This window comes from Candidatus Melainabacteria bacterium (assembly GCA_003963305.1).
Taxonomy (GTDB): domain Bacteria; phylum Cyanobacteriota; class Vampirovibrionia; order Obscuribacterales; family Obscuribacteraceae; genus PALSA-1081.
On the sequence record RXJR01000018.1, the window covers coordinates 62,345 to 80,489 of the forward strand.

The window sequence follows — 18,145 nt, forward strand, 5'->3', positions numbered from 1 at the left end:
CTCATTGTGAGGCGCCTCACTAATTACTGAGTCTACTCACTAATATTCCCAGTGTCAAGCGGCAGAAAAATAAAAAAGCAGGGGCGCAACGAGCACGGGCGGGGGGATGAGCCGCACGGTGAGCATGGGCGTGGCGCACATGGCGAACACGGACATGGTGAGCGCGGGCGCGATGAGCACGGTCATGGTGAACACGGACATGGTGAGCACGGGCATGGTGAGCGCGGGCGCGATGAGCACGGTCATGGTGAACACGGACATGGTGCGCACGGACATGGTGAGCACGGGCGTGGCGAACACGGGCACGGTGAACATTCGCGAAAGGGAATGCGAGGATTCTTTCCGCCGCATGATGGTACCCCAGCAGAAAATGCAATGGCGGCTTTGATGATGACTGCCAAAATGATTCATCGGTTCGGCGAATCCAGAATTGCGCAGAATAAGCAGTACAGCAAGTTATCTGGCCCCCGCATGGGCGTGTTGTTTATTGTGCATCACACGGGTGGTATCAGGATGGGTGACCTGGCTGCCAGATTGAATGTGGCACCACGCACGGTGACTGACTTGGTCGATGGTCTCGAACGTGATGGCTTCCTCCATCGGGTTCCAGACCCGCGCGATCGGCGTGCTTCGCTTCTTGAGCTCTCGGACTTTGCGAAGAAAGATTTTGACCGAATATCGGCTATGAGGAAAGCTTTCGTCGAAGAAATATTCTCGCCTTTGAGCAACGAAGAGAAAGAGGCACTGATTGCGCTATTGAGTAAATTGCAGGAAGGTCCGATTCGAGATTTGTTGAATGGCAGCGCCGATGCTGATCAGCCGACGACTGATTAGGATGGCTGCCGTCGATCCTTCTGCTCAGATGTCTTCGTAGTCAATTGACAATCAATATTGTCATCGCGCTTGGTATTTGACGCTAATTTGACGTGATACCAGTAATTCTAAAGATTGAGCGAGGACTATGGACTATGCAAACAATAGAGATAGATTTAAAAATCAGACGACTTACTCACGACGACTTCGAGGACGCTTACAGCTTAGTCCGCGACATATACGCGTCGACGGACATGATGTGCCAACCGTTCGACGAGAAATATCCCGATTTCGAATCATTTGAACGCGATTTGAATGAGCACGATGCGACAGAAGGCGCATTCTTTCTGGTCGCGCAGACGTCTCACGGGTTAGCGGGCTATGTCACTGTCAAACCAGTTTCTGCTGCGAAGCTTGCGCATACCGCTTACTTGAACATGGGCGTGAGTGAGAATTCTCGCCGCAAAGCGGTCGGCAGAGCACTCTTATCTGCGGCTTTATCTCAGATTGTAGCCGACGGTAAAATCGAGATTCTATATCTGAATGTTCGAGCCGATAATTTTGCTGCGGTTAAGCTCTATCTGTCAGAAAAGTTCGAAGTCATCGCTGAACTCGAGAAGGATACAAAGATTGGCGACCGCTATTACACGGGTCTTTTGATGCGGCGATTTATCATCAATTCCTGAGTGGTCTGCTTGACGAACTAAGTAGTCTTATTACCGAAAAGAGCCTGGTTGCCCAGGCTCTTTCCAGTTGTTAGTTCGTATCAGTGCGGGTTTCCAGTGTCAAACACTAATTGTTGTCGTGCTTGGTTTCGCTGTTTACCAGAGTAGTGTCTCCACCACGCTTGTAAAGGCGCTTGCCGTATACCCAGGTTTCATCGACGGCGCGGTCGTCGCCGACAGCAATTACTCCGAAGAGCAATTTAGCTGCTTGATCGATGTTCTTTGGAGAGTCGCCCTCTTTGACGATCAAGGTCTGGTGCCACTTGGTTGCAAGAGGTCCGCCGTTCCAATCGAGAACAACAAAGTCGGCTTCTTTGCCGGGGTTGAAGTTTCCGATCTTATCGTCGAGGTAGAGTCCGCGTGCACCACCCAGAGTGGCAGAATAGAAGGCGCGCATTGCATTGAGTTTATTGCGCTCAGCTTCTGATTCATTCTTCCAGCGTGGGTCGACGCTGCCGTCGAGCATGGTGTTGTTGCACATGCCGACTTTGTAGCCCTGGTTCAGAACGTTGATCATGGAGAAGCTGTTTCCTCCGCCCATGTCTGATCCGAATGAGAGGCGCACTCTTTCGTTCGGGTCAGTGGCTTTGCCCAATCGGAACAAGCCGCTGCCGAGGAAAGTGTTGGAGTTGGGGCAGAAAGAAACAGCGGCGCCGGCTTTGTGCAAGCGTGCGAATTCATTGTCTGACAACCATACGCCGTGTCCAGCGGTGAACTTCGGACCTACCAAGCCGTATTTTTCATAGCAAGCGAGGTAGTCTTTGCATTTGTGTTCTTCCGCAGCGTTGTGAGTTTCTGTTGGGTTTTCTGATACGTGAGTATTGATCCAGCAATCTGGATACTCTTTGTGCAGTTTTCCGCACATTGCCAGCAGGTCGTCTGAGTCACCGTATGCGAAGCGCGGTGTGATCGCGTAGAGGTTGCGTCCTTTGCCGTGATACTTTTCGATCAAGCGCTTGCTGCCATCGTAGAATGCTTGCGGAGGTGTGATCATGCCTTCTGGGGCGTTACGATCGAGACCTGCAATTCCGCAGATGACGCGCATGTTGCGTCTGCTTGCTTCGTCGAAATATTGACCAACGGCTGATTCAGATGATGTTCCGAAGTCTTGCACGGTTGTGGTGCCGTTTGCCAACAGGTTATCGAAGAAGTGATTGATGCCTTCTTTTGCATAAGCAGCATCTTTGTACTTCATTTCTTCAGGGAAAATCCATTCTTGCAGCCAGGGCAGCAATTGTTCTCCATATGCGCCGAGAACACGAGTTTGCGGGAAGTGGATGTGACCATCGACAAACCCAGGCACAATGATGCGATTTGGTAGCGAGGTCACTTTCAGACCAGGATACTTGGCTATCGTGGCATCATAGGGTCCACATTCCTTGACGATACCGTTGTTGATTACCAGAAGACCATCTGGATAGAAGCGTGCCGCTTCATCACCATGACCGGTCGGCTTGGACCAGGGGTCATCTACAAAGTCCAGGATTCCACTTCGTATCGCGACTGTGCCTTCGTCAGCAGCTTGCACTGATGGCAACGCGTTGAAACCGCACACCATCAGCGAGAATGCCACTGCGCAAGCCTTTTTTAGCGAACTTGCAAACGTCATTAAAATTGCTCCTTGAGAAGGAAGTGATCTGAGAGTGTCGAGTCTAGCGCACAGTGCATATCTGTGAGGTGTATCAAGGATTAATTCTGCCGCTTGGTGTTAGGTAGGATACTGTCCACATCTTGAAAAGCTTATGGGGACTTTTGACTACTTGCCAAGCCGCGACTATGGAGAGGTTTTAGAGCGAGGACTTGCGCCGCGACGTGATGTTGGATTTAGTCGACGGCTTGGTCAGCTGTTTGGCTGGTCGAGAGAGACGTTATGGGCGAAGACGGTGTGGCGCATTAAGTGATCCGACCAGGTGTTTCTTTCGAACATTTGTAAGGGAACAATAGTTTCGTAGTTCAGGTACGGTTATGGATTTAACACCTGCAGATTTGAAATCATCACCTGCGATTTCGACCCATCCGCTGCAGAACAGCACTTTCGTCGGCGGTCGATATGAAATTATCGATTTGATTGGGCAAGGCGGCGCAGGTGCCGTCTATAGGGTCAGGCATCAAGCACTTAACAAGATCTTTGCTCTCAAGGCCTTGTACGCGGGAGTCACAACGGATGAAAAAGCCTTGCGTCGATTTGACGCAGAGGCCAAGACCGTTGGTAATTTGAACAATCCTTATTTGATTCAAGTGCACGACTATGGTGTCACAGATAGTGGCATTCCGTATATCGTGCTCGATTATATCGAAGGAACAAATCTTGCTGATGAGATTCTGAGACTGGGTCACCTTGATGAAGATCGGGTGTTGTCTATTTTCTCAAAGGTTTGTGAGGGGCTTGAGCACGCGCACACCAATCAGATTATTCATCGTGATCTGAAGCCAAGCAATATCATGCTGCTGCGTAATGAGCGAGGACAGGAGATTCCCAAGATTGTCGATTTCGGAATAGCGAAAAGACAGTCGGTCGACAACAGTGTCACTCAAACCGGCGAGATTTTCGGTACGCCCCTCTACATGAGCCCTGAGCAGTGTCTCGGTAAAGCGATAGACAGTAGAAGTGATATTTACTCGTTAGGGTGCGTCATGTATGAGGCTCTCGCGGGAGCACCGCCATTTGTCGGCAGTAACCCGGTCGAGACGGTGTTGCGACATATCAATGACACGCCCCTTCCCTTGCGTAAGGCTTGTGGTGACTGGAAAATCAGCCCTGAGTCCGAGCGGGTCGTAATGGCGTGTCTTGAAAAAGACCCAAAGGATCGTCCGGAAAGCGCCATTGCAGTGCAAAGGAATTTGGAGCGTATTGCTCAGGGTGAAAAACCGGCGCTGCGAAAAGCTGCTCATCGTGTGAAGAAGCGGATGAGCAAAACGCTACTTTTTTCCGTTATCAGTTTTCTGCTTGGTGGACTATTGCTGTATGCGTGCCTAATATTTGTTTATTTGCCTCACCGAAAGACAGCATCTAAAGGCTTTAGTCACGATTACGTTCTCGCACTTGGACTAGAGAAGCAGTTGCGTTATAAGGAAAGCATTGATGTTTTGTTGAATGCCATGAAAGTAAATGAAGGACATATGACGGAACAGCAGTTGCTGCCGTGCTACCTGGCATTAGTTGAAGATTTTGTCAAACTGGGAGATAAGGATAGTTCTGAAAAGTACTTCGACAAGATGATGGACCTCGTTAAGCAGTCAACAGATAAATTGGCTGTCTTTCGTTATTCCTCGAAAGTCGGCGATACAATTGTTGATCCGCTGCGTAAAATCTACGCATATGAAGAAGCAAGTTCCGTGTGGTCTTTAGCTGAGCCAACTAAGCCTGATTACCTATTGCACGTCTTAACCAACATGATCAAGCAATATCGTAAGCTGAACATGGTGGACAAAGCTTCCCACAGCTTGCAGTATGCGCGGGAAATTATCGAGAAATATCCCGAAGTTAGTGACGTGTATAAGTGGCAAATTGCTGACTGCTCGGGGGTGATTTCTCTGCAAATGTCTCAACCTTCTCGGGCTTTGCAATATTTTCGACAGGCCAAAGAACTAGCTCGTCTGCTGAAAAACCAGCAGTACTTGCAGCTTTCGGAGAAGCAAGAAGAGGATATCCTTAAGTCGCTCAACCAGGGCGTTAAGAGCGATACTGCTTCGAATGCCGAACTTCGCGATAATGGGCAAGAGAATATAGTGCACTGAGCGTAGTGCCCTTGCGTGTCAGTACGATGGATCGTAGAGTCGCTTTGACCAGGCTTCGCGGATGGCGAGATCAATGGAGTTCGCACTCTGATTGTTGTCGATAGCATTCAGTCCGGCTCGTGCCGCGGCCTCATCTGGTGAGCCGGCAAATTTGTCGAACAGTCCCGTAAAGTACAGTTCGCGACGAAACTGATGCTCCGCTTCTTCGACGTCGTTGTGCATGAGTGCGGTATGTGCTGCATTCATTATGGCTGCGCTATTGTCGCGTGCCCAGTCGAGGCGACCAAATACGGCGTTCATAGGGAATGTATGGCAGAAGTGCTCTTCCGAATAACTGTATGCGTCCAAAATGGTTTCGTGCGTGCGTCTGACAGTTTTGCCCGCAATTTCAAATGGATTGATGTCCATAGTGTCCTCCAATGGATGTGGTTTAGAATTTAGTCAGGAGTTTTGGCAAAATCAGGGCACAACGCAACAGCTTCATGTCTGGCGTTTTCGGTGATTTATGTGTGCTTTTCGAATTTGCCATGCAATTGCCAGATTTGAGGATTAGAGTGTTATCCAAGACAGCGGAGTCGGAATAACATCTATGTAGAATTTGTTTGGAGTCCAGTCTGCTGTTCGATACCATAAGTGGTGCATTTGCCCGAACAGTTCGTGTAGGGATCAAAATGCTAAACTGCATCAATAGGTTCACTGGTGCTTCTAATGCGTTTAAACAAAGGTTTGATTGTTGCTTGCTTGATGTTCGGACTGCCGGCTGCCAGCTTCGCCGCGAAGTTTAATCAGGATGATTTGTTCAAGGCGGTGCCGAGTCAGAGTAAGACCGTGACTCCGAGTCCTGCTGCGACGTCGAATGCGGCTGGGGCGTTTGTTAACACGGTTAGTAGCATTAAGGATGCCGATAAAAAGGCAAAGGCTCGTAAGTTCCTGCCGATTGCGAATGCAAAAATTGCTGAGGAGCCTAACAATGCACAGTATTATCTGGCTCGGGCGCAGATTTACCGTGATTTAGAAGATTATCAATTGGCTCTTAAGGACGTGAATCGATCACTTGAGCTTAAACCTTCAAATCAAATTGCTTATGAATTTCGAGCCGCTATTTATGGTCAGTTGCTCGATTGGTCGAGCTCGTTGCGAGATATAAACAAGGCTATTGAGATTGGACCTCAAAAGGCAGACCTGTTCCAGAGTCGAGCAACCAATCTTCTGTTTATGGAAAGATTTCAGGAAGCTCTTGCTGCAATCGATCGGTCGATAGCGATGGATTCAAATATTGCCTCATCATATGCAATACGAGGGTCTGCGCGCTTTCACTTGCACAATTACAAAGGTGCTCAGGAAGATTTGTTGCGAGCAGAGTCGATGGAACCGGGAAACGCGATTGCAGCACGTTTGCGAAGCCTTCTCCAAGCGGCGAAGCGCAATTGAGGGAAAGTCATGCCAGACGTACCTTCCGAAAGAAAGCCAGGAAATGAAGACATTGCTAAGGCAGAGGCAAACCGCCGAATGCTTGAACAGTCTAACAATTCGTCGCGTGGTAGTTTACTGAACCGTGGACAAGTCAGTTTTGAAGAAACACTTAGTGTAAACAATCCTGTTGTCCCTTCTGAGTTGAACGCTCATAAAACGGTACAAATACCAAGTCAAGCAAAGACTCCTGATTTCCAAGCTGTTTCTCCCGATGCACCTAGACCGACCGCTATCGATCAACCTGTGTCGGATTCTGTAAAATCCAGCGTTGTGCCTCCTGTAAGTTATGAGGGACGGACTTCAGATACGCAAACAGGAGTAAATCGTCCAGGTCCACCAGGTGGAAGGGAAACAAGTTACCAGCTGCAAGCTAGCACCGTGGATACTACGCGGCCGGGAGACAATATTGCCGCGAAAGCGCCAGATGCTGAGACCGGAACCACAACCCGGACGATTGGACCCATCGCGATAACTACAACGCCCGATGGCAAGACAACCGTCTCTAAGGAGGCCCCTGGGTCTTCACGGCAACCGACTGTTGCTGACCAGCCAACTGTTGCGAGCGTGCCTCAGGGAGGCTTGCAACAGCCTTCAAGAGTGACTGAGTTACAGCCTCGTCAGATCGCAAGCACAACTGAAGTGCCCGACTCCGTTAGCCAGCCTCGCGTTGCTGAGAAGATCGATCCTGCTAGTAATCCCGTTCGAGGTGCGAGTGGAATTCCGCTGGAAGCCGGAATTGTTAATAGACCTTCTGCAAACGTTTCAGAGAGTCCGCCTTCTATTAAGGCGGCTGGGCTCACGCCGGAGTCCAAAGGCATTCCAGCAAACTCCAATGACGTTGGTTTCCGCGAAGGCGTGTCATCGAACAAGCCTGGTGCTGCCGGAAATTCTTTTGACGCTTCAAGTCGACAGATTCCGCTGGCAGTTGATAGCTCAAGTGTTAACAAACCGACTGTCGATAAGACGTTATCGGTGAGCGATGGCAGGAATGCAGATAGCTCAGCGATTAAAGTAGCTAACCTGCAGACTCCGTCGGAAGCGCAGAGTAAGCCGCAGTTGAGTAGCTCTCCCTTGGAGACTCAATCGAAAGCGAATTCAACTCCGAATGCATCTGCTCTTGAATCGCCGGTAAGACCAAATCCGGGCGTGTCTACGGATGCTCCAGGCAAGCAAACAAGCGTCTCTGCTCTCGATGCGCAAGGAAAGTTGAACACAGCTGGTAGTTCCGATAGCTTTGGTACCAGACGTGAAACAGGCATTCAGATGCCTGAAACTAAGCAGACTACTGGGCGCATTGAAAGTGGAGTACAACTGCCTGATACTAAGCAATCTTCCGGTCGCACCGAATCTGGTATCGCGCAGGCGCCCGATGCTCGAAGCAATACCGGGCGAAATGATTCAAATTCGACTCGACTGCCGGATTCGAAAACCCTGGCAAATCTCGATCAAAAGGTTGGCGACAAATTAAATCCGCCGAACAAAGACACTGGGTTACCAATTCCAATGCCTGCTGGGGGATTACCAGATATTCTCGGCGGGCTGCGCGGGGAAAGAGATAACAAATCCGTGAAGGATGTGAAGGTTGACTCGGCACCATCGCGTGAGGGCTCGACTAGAGGCGACTCGCAAGGCAACAAAGATATCAAAGATGCGAAGAACGAACCGACAGGTGGAAAAGACGCCGGTTTTAAATCTGGCGATGGAAAAACCTCGCAAGATGTTCGGGTCTCATCACAGGACACCAAGGCGGGAACGGATGCCAAAGCTGTTCAAGATGTGCGGGTCCCATCACAGGATACGAAGACTGGAGCGGACGGCAGATCTGCTGATGTTAAACAACAAGGTGGAAGCAATTTAGTCCATGATGGCGGCACCAAATCTGATGGTGCATCTGGAAATCGCAGCGATCTTAGTGGTAAATCGGGAGAGCGCTCCATTGGTCTGTCTGACAAAACTTCTGGCGACAAAGGCAATAATTCGATTGCTGATAAAGTTACCAATGCAATAGCCGATAAGGGTGGCAGTGCAATAAGCGATAAAGGCAGCCACGCGGTCGCAGATAAAGGCGGTCCGGATAAAATTACCGGAGATAAGGTTCCGTCCGAAAAGTCGACCGGTGAAGGCAAGACGCGTGTTGAGGCGCCAACACCGCGTGTCGTTGATCCAGATGGAAGGTCACTAGGCATTAAGAGTGACGCTACAACTAGAATTGGAGTCGGTGAGAAAGGACCGTCTGATTCAGTCTCGGGAGCCGGAACTAAGGGTGGATCTCGTGCTGATGGTCAGCTGGTTCTTCCACCGGGAAGTTTGCCTGTTCCAGATCTGGTTTCTGGTGTGAGAAATATTGCACAACAGATCGATTTACGTGGCGGCAAATCACAGACTGATGAAAAGGTTGTTCGCCAGCAAGAGCCTGGCAAGGCCGGCGACGGCGTTAAGACAGTCGTTACTGGTGGGACAGGTGAAGGAATCAAAACTGCTCTGACAGGTGTAACCGGAGAAGGAGTCAAAACGGTTGTAACCGGCGGAGTTGGTGACGGATCCAAAATATCAGCAACGGGCGGAGTTGGTGACGGATCCAAAATATCAGCAACAGGCGGAGTTGGTGACGGATCCAAAATATCAGCAACAGGCGGAGCTGGTGACGGCACTAAAGGTGGCGCGAAACCAGGAGATGCTGGTGCGCTCGTTGTGACTCCGTCCGTGGTGCCCCTCGCAGAGATGGTTGGCAATCTTAAGGCTATCGCCAGCCGAATATTCCCGCCGGAGGCTAAAACCGGGCGACCTGATGCCTTTGAGAACTCGCTACCGGGACGAAAAACGGAGCGCCTGGAAGACCGTGCGCAGGCACCCACGGCTGGAGTTCGTCCGGAATCTACGATTCCGATCGTTCGTGCGATAGGTGAACGAATTGGAAAGTCTGATGAACAGTTCGTAATTAAAGCCCCGCAGTCACAAGTTGAGAACACAGGATTGCCACAGTCTCGAGTTGATTCCTCTAAGTCTTTGCCACCATGGATAGCGCCAGCAGAGGAGTCAGGCTCAGGCAAATTTGCTGATCATAGAAACGCAGACATCGACAATGCCATCCCCAGAGCTACCAAAATTAGCGATTCGGAGCAGGTCAGGAGCGACACTCCTCGTGGGTTAAAAGCTCCTGAAAATCATCCGTTGCTCGAAGAAAGCCACGACTTGGTAATCCATGACGAGGCGGCGGAGAAGCTCCTCTCGAATTTGGAACTTATTGGTTCGATTGAATCTTCGGCTGCTGTGGAACTCGAGGAGGAAGAAATATTTCCTCTCGCAGCTGTCGAATATTTTGGCGGCGATTTTGAGCGGTCCATATCATCCGAAGATGAGGTGGCTTTCGATGGCGACGGCACCGTCGCAGACGACGATGAGCAAAGCACTCGCTATCAGTATGTTGTTGAAGCAGGCGATACTGTTGAGTTGATTGCGATTAAAGTGTTCAAGAATGTAACGCTTGCACCATTGATTTATGAGATTAATAAAGAGTCCATACCGATTGGCATGCAAGATGGTCGAATGGTATTTACGCTTAAAGTCGGCACCATCATCTGGTTGCCATTCCCGAAAGAGATAAAAGCCTACATGCAAGGTCTGGGAGCGAGCCCAGCCTGAATACGTTACGCAATGGATGCTTCAATAAGGCGAATTCGATCCGTTAAAGGCTCGTTCTCAGCTATTGATTGCTGGCGTTGACCAGTTCCGGCACTGCCTGTAGTGGCGCTTCCTGCGCTGCAAGTTTCTTTTCATGCCTTGCCGCGCATTCTTGCATTCCGCGTGTAGCAAGAAGCTCTTCCGAATGTTCACGAGCCCACGCTTCTAAATTTTCCAGCACCGGAATGAGTGTTCGACCCAACTCGGTGAGCGAGTACTCAACCCGCGGTGGCACTTCTGCGTAGACCTGTCGCGTCACCAGCCCATCTGCTTCGAGTTCGCGTAACTGATGAGTTAAAACGCGCTGTGTTACACCTTTGAGTTCGCGGCGTAGCTCATTGAACCGCAAAGTGCCCTTGATCAGTTTGCAAATAATCAGAACTTTCCACTTGTCGGAAATCATTGCGATTGTTGCCATAATTGGGCATTCCAATTTCGTGTACATAACTACCTCAACCCATTCCTCTGTCAAACCCTCTCAAAATCATTGGTATCCAAACTGATACTACAATACATTTTGGTTACTTCTTGCGTCTGGATACCTACATCCTAGTATGATTATCCATTCCTAGCAAGCACGTCTTTTTTTTGGAGGCTCTATGATCCGTTTGGCTACAGCACTCACTTTCGTCGCTCTTGTATCAGGCGCTCTGCCGTCGTTTGCGACCACTTATACGATAGATCCTCAGCATTCACAGGCCGGTTTTTCGATTCGCCACATGATGTTGTCCAACGTGCGCGGCGCGTTTAGCAAAGTCAGTGGAACCATTGATTATGATCCCGCAAAGCCGGCCGCATCAAAGGTGGAAGCAGTCATCGACATGAATTCCGTTGATACGCATGATGCGAATCGCGACAAGCATTTGAAGACAGCTGATTTCTTTGACACTGATAAGTATCCGACCATGACTTTCAAGTCTACGAAGGTTGTTCCGAAAGGTAAGACAGGTTTGACCGTAACTGGTGATCTGACTTTGCACGGCGTCACCAAGTCTGTTGTCTTGAACGTCGAAGGTCCAACTGAAGAGTTGAAAGACCCTAAAGGTTCAAAGCGAGGCGCTTCGGGCACTACGAAGATACATCGCAAAGATTTCGGAATCACCTACAACAAACAGCTCGACAATGGCGGCGTCGCGTTAGGCGAAGACGTCGACGTGACGATTGATGTTGAGATGAAAGCCGAACCTGCTTCGAAATAAAATCCAGGGCAACTAAGACTGTAATGTCTCAGTAGTTTTTGGACGCAATAATGAGTTCTGTCGGTTTAATCTTGAGCCGGCAAAAACTATTGGCGCGAAATATCCTAAAAGCCCCGCTCATCCAATGTTTGCAAGTTGGGTGAAAGATTATTTTGAAAACTACGTATTTTCCCCACTGACTCTATTTGTCAGCGGTGTTATCAATATAAGCACACCTGGAAAAGGTGCCGGTCTTCCTAATCAGCTTCTTGCCCAAACTGATTTCCCACTTTCGGGAAAGAAAGACCTGATGTTTTAGTACTTCAAGTCTTATGTTTGCGCCCACCCAGGCGCAGAGGATTTTTCCATGCAAACATGCTCTTTGACTCTTCAACAGTTGGCGACAACTAACGAGACCTACGATGGAGACAGTCAGTGGTTTCAGGGATCTGTAGGTGCAATTTTGTATGAAATAGCACCTGGTGCCAGTTTCCTTTCGCAGCAGCAGATTGCGAGTGTGATGCGTGCAGCGTCTAAGCACTTCAAAAGAGGTCGAGTATCGGATGTGACCATCACAGTCGAGCGCGATGGAACGGTATCTTTTCGCGTCGAATTGCCGGGAGCCACGAGAGTTTAGAAGAATAACCTTATAGTTCGGAAAGAGCTACAGAGGCACAGGAAACACAAACACAAGGCAGTACGTTGCGTATGCCACCACTTTTAGGAAAATAATTGATGGATTGGTTTGTGGCAGTTTTTGTTATTCCAGAAGTCTGTATGTTGTTGCTAGGCTTTTTCGCCATAGCCTGTTCTCTTGTAGGAAGTGGTGAATTGGACCGATTCAAGCGTATCTACAAGCCGCGTGGGCGTGAGGTCGATCCCAGCTATTGGGGGCAATACATCAAGCAGACTCAACAGCGGGATTCAATTGAATTGAATCCTGTGCCAGGCGCGATTGCTGCGACGACGGGAGTTGCGAGTAGCTCTGTCGGTGGTATCAAGCTTCCGCGGTTGCTGAAAGCTCCTGAACCACAAGAATGGGATAAGGACTGGACGGGTGGACCACAGTAGAAATGGTCTTCAATTAGACCCGACTCTCAATTAGATCGGAACCTTAATTAGATCTGACCCTCAAATTGACCCGACTCATGCCGCCGTGAGTGGTTCAGTCGCTTAAAAATTCGCTTGCAATGCGTTCGAGATGAAAGGGTGTCTCCTTTGCCACAGAAAACACGGTATCGGCTTCCTCTTCCGTGTTCACCAATTGTCCTCGCGCCTCTACGTGCATATGGAGTAATTCGTTGAGGTTGAGCCATTCTCGTTCGCTGAATGCTTTCATTGTCCACTGGATGTTATGCAAATTGTTGCCTACATTATTTGACCAGTGTGGAACGCCCTTCAGCGACAAATCTAGCCAGATGATTTCTTTCGCCTGCAGATCAAAAATTGCTGGCAGCGCAATTTTTGTATTTGCGGTGAGATCCAATCGGTCGAATACGGTGCGTGGTTCGTAAATTTCACCTGAATCAGGCTTTTCGCGGGACATCCAACCAGCAAAGCATTCCGGTAAATCGCAGTATGGTTGTTGAGTGAAGCTTGTCACGCACATGACGACATAGCGCACATCCCTTTCACGACAGCGTGCAGTTGAGATATCGATGAATTCGCTTGCGCCAAACGGTGCATTCACAATGTCGCCGCTGTGGTGTCCGCCAAAGTTTTTCAAGTTGTAGTAGGCAACAACGTCGATATACGAAAAGTCTTCTCTGAACAATATTGCAGACAAATCAAGGTCAGTGCGATCCTTGCCGTTTTTCCACCAGATAAAAAATCTGAGGGTGTCACCTTTGGGCAGTGCCAGCCTGCTGCCGCGAGCAATGGTGCGAAGCGTTTTTGCGGCACTTCTTTGCGAGCCCGGCACGGCAAATTTGCTTAAACCCGGCTCGATGTAGCACTTGCCGAGAGGTGCAAGTTTGGCGAATCGCTTTACCAGCGTAGCTCGACACTCGCAAGCGATGGTGCCGCATATGGTGTCTGCAAGATCGGGCAGTTTGCTTGGAATTACTTGCGCTTTCCCAACATCGCTTTTGGGCAGGAACACTCGAAGTTCGCCCATGCGCGGGCGGTGTTTGAAATGGTGCATAACTTGCAAAAGCACAGGAGTCGATACTTGTGAGGCTACATCGGCGAACGCGGCTGCAACATCTAATTGTTTATCAGGGTGGTTGCGCAGCAAATGGTCCAATCTGCGGGCGAACTCTCCTGGCCTTGTGCGGAGCAAGTCAATCAATTGGTCAGCGTCTCTGGCAACGAATGCTGCTTCTACCTTGGTATTGAATTTCACCAGTTTCAGGTTGTTTCTAATTAGCATAAAAGCTAAAGCAGACTCTGGGTGAGTCTTTTCCAGTTCCAGGGGATGCAGCCTTTCGCCCAGGCGCTTCCAACGTTCCTTCCAGCGCAGCATATCTTCCTGAATGTTATTCTGTTTTTCCAGCAGATTTAGCAGAGCGCGCCTTTCGGCTCTTTTGAATGAGCGGAATTTGCATGGCGTCGCAAGCGAGACATCGCCATCACTCATTGAAACTGCCAATCTGAGAACATCTGTTGCGGTCGTGCATAGTGTTTGGGCTATCGCTAATGCCTGCTCGCCTTTACCAATGAGCTTCCCGAGTAGGAACGCTTTGTTCTCTCGGTTTGGTATTGCAGTCGGTATTAAGGCAAAAGTCTCGTCACCGAAATAGTGGATGATAGAGCATAAGTCATCCTTGTCTTGCTGAGATACCGAGGTATTAGCAGTAATGATGTTACGAAAGATGGTCAGTACATCACTGCTTGCACCTACGTCCATCCGCTGCATGTGACCGCGCTCGTCAAGCGCCTCGCGGTTTTCTTTTTTGAACTCGGGCAACCACTTGCCGCTTGCAATATAGTGACAAACGGCGTTCAGATAGAGTGTAGCTTTGCCGGTTTCCATCACCTGGCGTGGAAAGTTAGGATACATTGGCGCGAACGATTTGTTTCCACGGGCAATTTTAATCGATGACATCAGCCAATCATTTAACCGATCGAGTTCTTCGACAGAAAGATTTTGACAGGCGCTCATTAATTCAGGCGAGAATTCGTATCCGACTGATTCGAGATTCTTGAAAAAAGCGGCAATGACTGGCGCTTCCGCTGGTTGTTGTCCTGTCGGCACCGGCAACAGTACTTTGCGTGCGCGTCGAAACATCAGCTGTTTAATGAGTTCGGAATTTTTCGCCGACGTTTCCGCTACGACCATAAACACCCGTTATGTAAGAGATGCCGCGGAGAGCAAAGACTCTAGATCCAGATTGAGAAGGAAGAATCTTTATAGCCGCGACACTGATTTCGTACCCCTGTCGATGGATTTGAAAACACGCGTTTTAATTTCTTGTACTAACAAAACGAAGCCCCCTGAGGGACTTCGTTTTGTGCTTCACCTAAAATTTGCTCGTCAGCCGAATAAGCCGATCGGGTCGAGGATTTTGTGTACGATGTCCTTTGGACTTTTCGGTGGTTTTACCAGGTTTTCAATTGGGTTTGATAATCTGCCGCTGCCGTCGTTGCCACCGAGTAGGTCGGTTGGGTTAGGAAGTCCAGACATGTTGAACGGGTTTGGTAAGCCGCTGTCACCGCTTTTGCCACCGAATAAATCTGCTGGGTTAGGAAGTCCAGACATGTTGAAGGGATTCGGCAGTCCAACACCAGATTTGCTATCCGAGCCGCCGAACATGTCGAATGGGTTTGGTAAGTGTGAAACGATGTCGGCTGGGTTCGGCAGTCCGCCGCCAGAGTTGCTATCCGAGCCGCCAAACATGTCGAATGGGTTTGGCAAGTGTGCAACTATGTCTGCTGGATTCGGCATCCCTGACTGAAAGTCGAGCGAATTTGGTAAGTTGAAAGATAGCGAAGGGCTGCGGTTCGTGTCACCAGATGGAGGATACTCTGATTGGTAATATGAACCTGGTTGTTGTGGTCCGTAATTTTGCCAATCAGGGGCGCTATTGTTGCCTTGCAGACTTGCAATGCCGTCTCTTGTTTGATGTTGCCGATGGGCCACTTCTCTGATGCCTTTCTGCATCGCGTTGATCGCTCCTTCCGTATCACCTTCGCGCAAGAGCTGCTCCGCTTTCTGGATGTTTTGTGTACAGTCGGCTTCATTCACCATCGCTCTTTGAATTGTCTGGGAGCCGAAGCTCTGCCCTCCATCGCCGAGCTTTGCCAGCCCGGAATCGATCTTTCCACCCGCAGCGTTCAGATCTGTAGTTGCTTGTCTCAGATGCATCATGGCGCTGTCTATGTTTCCGAAGCTTGCATCTTGTATGGCATTCATCAGATCGTGGCGTGTGCGACTATCGCTCTTTATTCCGCGTTGCAGATCGCCGATGGCACCGCTAGTGGTATCGTGAGCTCCGAATATGGAGCCGGCGCTGTTTAGTTCGTTGTTCAACTGCGCATCCGTTTTCGTGCTGTCAGGTGTAGCTTTGTTTGTGAATACGCAGCTGTATATGTGTATTGAGTTGTTGTAGGCTTCCGTCGCTGCATGTGCCACCGAATTGTCATTGGTGGCGGCACTCTCAGAACCGCGTATGCCTCTGTCTGAAACCATGGTAAATTCCTCCGGGGTGAAGCGGAAAGTGAGCGGGCAACTCGCAGTCATCTCCTGTGAGCGTCACGTCGACGCGCAGGCGAAATGAGTCCGCAAAGCGGCGTGCTGTTTAGTAAGTGAATTTCGAGGGGCTAATGAACCGAACCAGTGAAAGCAATATACGCTTTATGGTGTGACCACGGCATGACCAATGACCGACCGGAACAAGTCGTGTTCGAACAAAGAGATGCGGACTGTTGCAATTAGTCCTTTGAGCTCGAAGCGGAATTGGTATTCTCACGATTCGGGCCATATAAGACGTTGTAATCGAAAGTGAATTCAATTGTCACTTCAGGTGGAGCACCGGCTGGGAGCGGCTTGAAGTTGGGAGCTGCATTTTCGACGGCATTAATCGCGGCCTGATCGGCTACCGCTACTCCGCAACTCTTCAAAACTTTCAGATTAGACAGTTCACCGCCTCTGTCGATATTGAACCGAACAACGACGCGCCTCGACTCTTGCCTCTGTGGAGGGAACCACGACCGTTTTATGTTGCGTTGCAAATTAGCCATGTAAGGACCAAAGTCAACATCGACCGCTGGTGCCTGTTTAACAGGTGCGGGCGCAACAGAGTGAACGTTTGATGGCTGGCTTAGATTGATCAGCGCAAAGATGCCGAGTCCCATGGCTGCCAGCATGGATACTTCGCCCAGGTGACGACTTACTTTGTGGCGCTGCTCGGTAGCCGTCGGTTTGGGCTTGTACTCACCCAGCTTGTCGCTTGCATTGAGCCATTCTTCCTCTGACGCATGTGGATTACCCAGTGTGTTGACCAGCTCTTCGTGTTGCGAGTTCTGGGATTCCTTGCGATTAAAGAGTGGCAGCATTGATAATCCCCCAAATGGAAATATATATTTCCATCATCCCCGCATAAGCCGGAAAATCAACTAGGCAAACCCCTGGATTTCACTGTGTCGAAAAGATTTTTCTGACAGAGATCGACAGTTTTACGAATGTGGCAATCTGGAAGGTGCAAACCCTACCTTAAACAATGCATTTCGCCCTTTACCGATGTCATCGCACGTTGTGTTAATATCGAGCCACGTCACACTCACTGTCCAACACGGTGCACTAATGCGTGCAGGATGAGACAGGGTCGGTGCTTTTGCGGACGGGAGCACCGATAAGGCTGACGTTCCTGGTGTTCGAATACAGGTGGGTGATTTTGGAAACTGTAGCCAATACCGAGTCAAAAGCCGGAAAAATTCTGTGCTTGTGCGTGGGCATGCCGATTACGGTTGTTAGTCAGGGGCGTGAGGTCGTAACAGGAATATTCAAAAAACCTGTCCAGGGCGCAATTAAATTGAGAAAACTGAACCTTGACGGCGACGCGCAGGCTGATTTGACCGTACACGGCGGTCCAGACAAGGCAGTCTATAGTTACTCCGCTGAGCACTATCCCTGGTGGCGCGAACAAATGCCTGGTTTCGATTTTGAGTATGGGCAATTTGGCGAAAATTTGACCACACAAAATATGCTGGAAAGCGATGTCTGCATCGGAGACGAATTTCAAGTCGGCACTGCAGTCATTAAAGCCTCGCAACCCAGATTGCCGTGTTACAAACTGGGAGTGCGGTTTGGCCGCAACGATGTGATCAAGCGTTTTATGCAGAGCGGTTTCAGCGGAATTTATTTTTCCGTCGTTCAGGAAGGCGAGCTGTCTGTCGGTGACCGTATTGAGTTTTTGCGCAGCGACGGGCTTGGGATAAACGTTCGGGACGTCGCAAGTCTTTTTACTGGTCGCCACATGCGAAACCCTGACTTTATCAGGAGAGCGCTCGATTCGCAGTTAGCTGACCAGATGAAGTCGTTTATACGTTCCCTCGGCTAAGCAATTCCGGCAAGGATGAGACGAAGTCCGCTGCAAT

General features: G+C 49.7%; 15 protein-coding genes. 9 read left to right on the forward strand and 6 right to left on the reverse strand.

From position 1 onward, the window contains the following. The first annotated feature begins 51 nt into the window (after positions 1-51). Both EKK48_17680 and EKK48_17685 read left to right on the forward strand, forming a co-directional pair. Entirely contained in the window at positions 52-834 is a 783-nt protein-coding gene (locus EKK48_17680; GenBank protein ID RTL39708.1) for a MarR family transcriptional regulator, read from the forward strand. A 134-nt stretch (positions 835-968) separates the two neighbouring features. Beyond that, a complete protein-coding gene (locus EKK48_17685) occupies positions 969-1,499 on the forward strand; it encodes an N-acetyltransferase (GenBank protein RTL39709.1) in 531 nt (176 codons plus the stop codon). A 106-nt stretch (positions 1,500-1,605) separates the two neighbouring features. On the opposite strand, the gene guaD is transcribed toward EKK48_17685, so the two are convergent. Then, complete coding sequence (gene guaD, locus EKK48_17690; protein RTL39906.1) at positions 1,606-3,096, reverse strand: guanine deaminase; 1,491 nt, start codon at positions 3,094-3,096, stop codon at positions 1,606-1,608. Between the two features lie 407 nt (positions 3,097-3,503). On the opposite strand from guaD, the gene EKK48_17695 reads away from it, so the two are divergent. Further along, on the forward strand, positions 3,504-5,276 hold the full coding sequence (locus tag EKK48_17695; GenBank protein ID RTL39710.1) for a serine/threonine protein kinase: 1,773 nt from the start codon (positions 3,504-3,506) through the stop codon (positions 5,274-5,276). Between the two features lie 18 nt (positions 5,277-5,294). On the opposite strand, the gene EKK48_17700 is transcribed toward EKK48_17695, so the two are convergent. Then, the gene (locus EKK48_17700; GenBank protein ID RTL39711.1) at positions 5,295-5,684 is read right to left on the reverse strand and encodes a hypothetical protein; all 390 of its coding nucleotides are present in this window, start codon (positions 5,682-5,684) and stop codon (positions 5,295-5,297) included. Positions 5,685-5,984: 300 nt separating this feature from the next. Here EKK48_17700 and EKK48_17705 point away from each other — a divergent pair, with 300 nt between their 5' ends. Next, on the forward strand, positions 5,985-6,707 hold the full coding sequence (locus EKK48_17705) for a hypothetical protein (GenBank protein RTL39712.1): 723 nt from the start codon (positions 5,985-5,987) through the stop codon (positions 6,705-6,707). A gap of 9 nt (positions 6,708-6,716) precedes the next feature. Continuing rightward, positions 6,717-10,391 (forward strand): hypothetical protein, encoded by a 3,675-nt coding sequence (locus EKK48_17710; GenBank protein ID RTL39713.1) that lies wholly within the window; start codon positions 6,717-6,719, stop codon positions 10,389-10,391. 61 nt (positions 10,392-10,452) lie between these two features. On the opposite strand, the gene EKK48_17715 is transcribed toward EKK48_17710, so the two are convergent. Beyond that, positions 10,453-10,875: a transcriptional regulator gene (locus EKK48_17715; protein ID RTL39714.1), complete on the reverse strand. Its 423-nt coding sequence runs from the start codon at positions 10,873-10,875 to the stop codon at positions 10,453-10,455. A gap of 154 nt (positions 10,876-11,029) precedes the next feature. Between EKK48_17715 and EKK48_17720 the strand changes: the two genes are divergently transcribed. From EKK48_17720 to EKK48_17730, 3 genes are all read left to right on the forward strand, one after another. Then, complete coding sequence (locus tag EKK48_17720; protein RTL39715.1) at positions 11,030-11,629, forward strand: polyisoprenoid-binding protein; 600 nt, start codon at positions 11,030-11,032, stop codon at positions 11,627-11,629. 346 nt (positions 11,630-11,975) lie between these two features. After that, positions 11,976-12,245 (forward strand): hypothetical protein, encoded by a 270-nt coding sequence (locus EKK48_17725; protein ID RTL39716.1) that lies wholly within the window; start codon positions 11,976-11,978, stop codon positions 12,243-12,245. Positions 12,246-12,355: 110 nt separating this feature from the next. After that, entirely contained in the window at positions 12,356-12,679 is a 324-nt protein-coding gene (locus tag EKK48_17730; GenBank protein RTL39717.1) for a hypothetical protein, read from the forward strand. A 94-nt stretch (positions 12,680-12,773) separates the two neighbouring features. Here the strand turns inward: EKK48_17730 and EKK48_17735 are convergent, their stop codons facing one another. From EKK48_17735 to EKK48_17745, 3 genes are all read right to left on the reverse strand, one after another. Further along, positions 12,774-14,888 carry a cytoplasmic protein gene (locus tag EKK48_17735; GenBank protein RTL39718.1) on the reverse strand — a complete coding sequence of 705 codons (2,115 nt, stop codon included), beginning with the start codon at positions 14,886-14,888 and terminating at the stop codon, positions 12,774-12,776. A gap of 195 nt (positions 14,889-15,083) precedes the next feature. Continuing rightward, a complete protein-coding gene (locus EKK48_17740) occupies positions 15,084-16,238 on the reverse strand; it encodes a hypothetical protein (protein ID RTL39719.1) in 1,155 nt (384 codons plus the stop codon). Between the two features lie 242 nt (positions 16,239-16,480). Next, positions 16,481-17,104, reverse strand: a complete 624-nt coding sequence (locus tag EKK48_17745) for a TonB C-terminal domain-containing protein (GenBank protein ID RTL39720.1) — start codon at positions 17,102-17,104, stop codon at positions 16,481-16,483. 398 nt (positions 17,105-17,502) lie between these two features. On the opposite strand from EKK48_17745, the gene EKK48_17750 reads away from it, so the two are divergent. Next, a complete protein-coding gene (locus tag EKK48_17750; GenBank protein RTL39907.1) occupies positions 17,503-18,108 on the forward strand; it encodes an MOSC domain-containing protein in 606 nt (201 codons plus the stop codon). Positions 18,109-18,145 lie beyond the last annotated feature (37 nt).

Bases quoted from the DNA above. Each gene is read 5' to 3' on its own strand.
- EKK48_17685 (RTL39709.1), top strand. From the start codon at position 969: ATGCAAACAATAGAGATAGATTTAAAAATCAGACGACTTACTCACGAC.
- guaD (RTL39906.1), bottom strand. From the start codon at position 3,096: ATGGTGTGCGGTTTCAACGCGTTGCCATCAGTGCAAGCTGCTGACGAA.
- EKK48_17695 (RTL39710.1), top strand. From the start codon at position 3,504: ATGGATTTAACACCTGCAGATTTGAAATCATCACCTGCGATTTCGACC.
- EKK48_17700 (RTL39711.1), bottom strand. From the start codon at position 5,684: ATGGACATCAATCCATTTGAAATTGCGGGCAAAACTGTCAGACGCACG.
- EKK48_17705 (RTL39712.1), top strand. From the start codon at position 5,985: ATGCGTTTAAACAAAGGTTTGATTGTTGCTTGCTTGATGTTCGGACTG.
- EKK48_17710 (RTL39713.1), top strand. From the start codon at position 6,717: ATGCCAGACGTACCTTCCGAAAGAAAGCCAGGAAATGAAGACATTGCT.
- EKK48_17715 (RTL39714.1), bottom strand. From the start codon at position 10,875: ATGTACACGAAATTGGAATGCCCAATTATGGCAACAATCGCAATGATT.
- EKK48_17720 (RTL39715.1), top strand. From the start codon at position 11,030: ATGATCCGTTTGGCTACAGCACTCACTTTCGTCGCTCTTGTATCAGGC.
- EKK48_17725 (RTL39716.1), top strand. From the start codon at position 11,976: ATGCAAACATGCTCTTTGACTCTTCAACAGTTGGCGACAACTAACGAG.
- EKK48_17735 (RTL39718.1), bottom strand. From the start codon at position 14,888: ATGGTCGTAGCGGAAACGTCGGCGAAAAATTCCGAACTCATTAAACAG.
- EKK48_17740 (RTL39719.1), bottom strand. From the start codon at position 16,238: ATGGTTTCAGACAGAGGCATACGCGGTTCTGAGAGTGCCGCCACCAAT.
- EKK48_17745 (RTL39720.1), bottom strand. From the start codon at position 17,104: ATGCTGCCACTCTTTAATCGCAAGGAATCCCAGAACTCGCAACACGAA.
- EKK48_17750 (RTL39907.1), top strand. From the start codon at position 17,503: ATGCCGATTACGGTTGTTAGTCAGGGGCGTGAGGTCGTAACAGGAATA.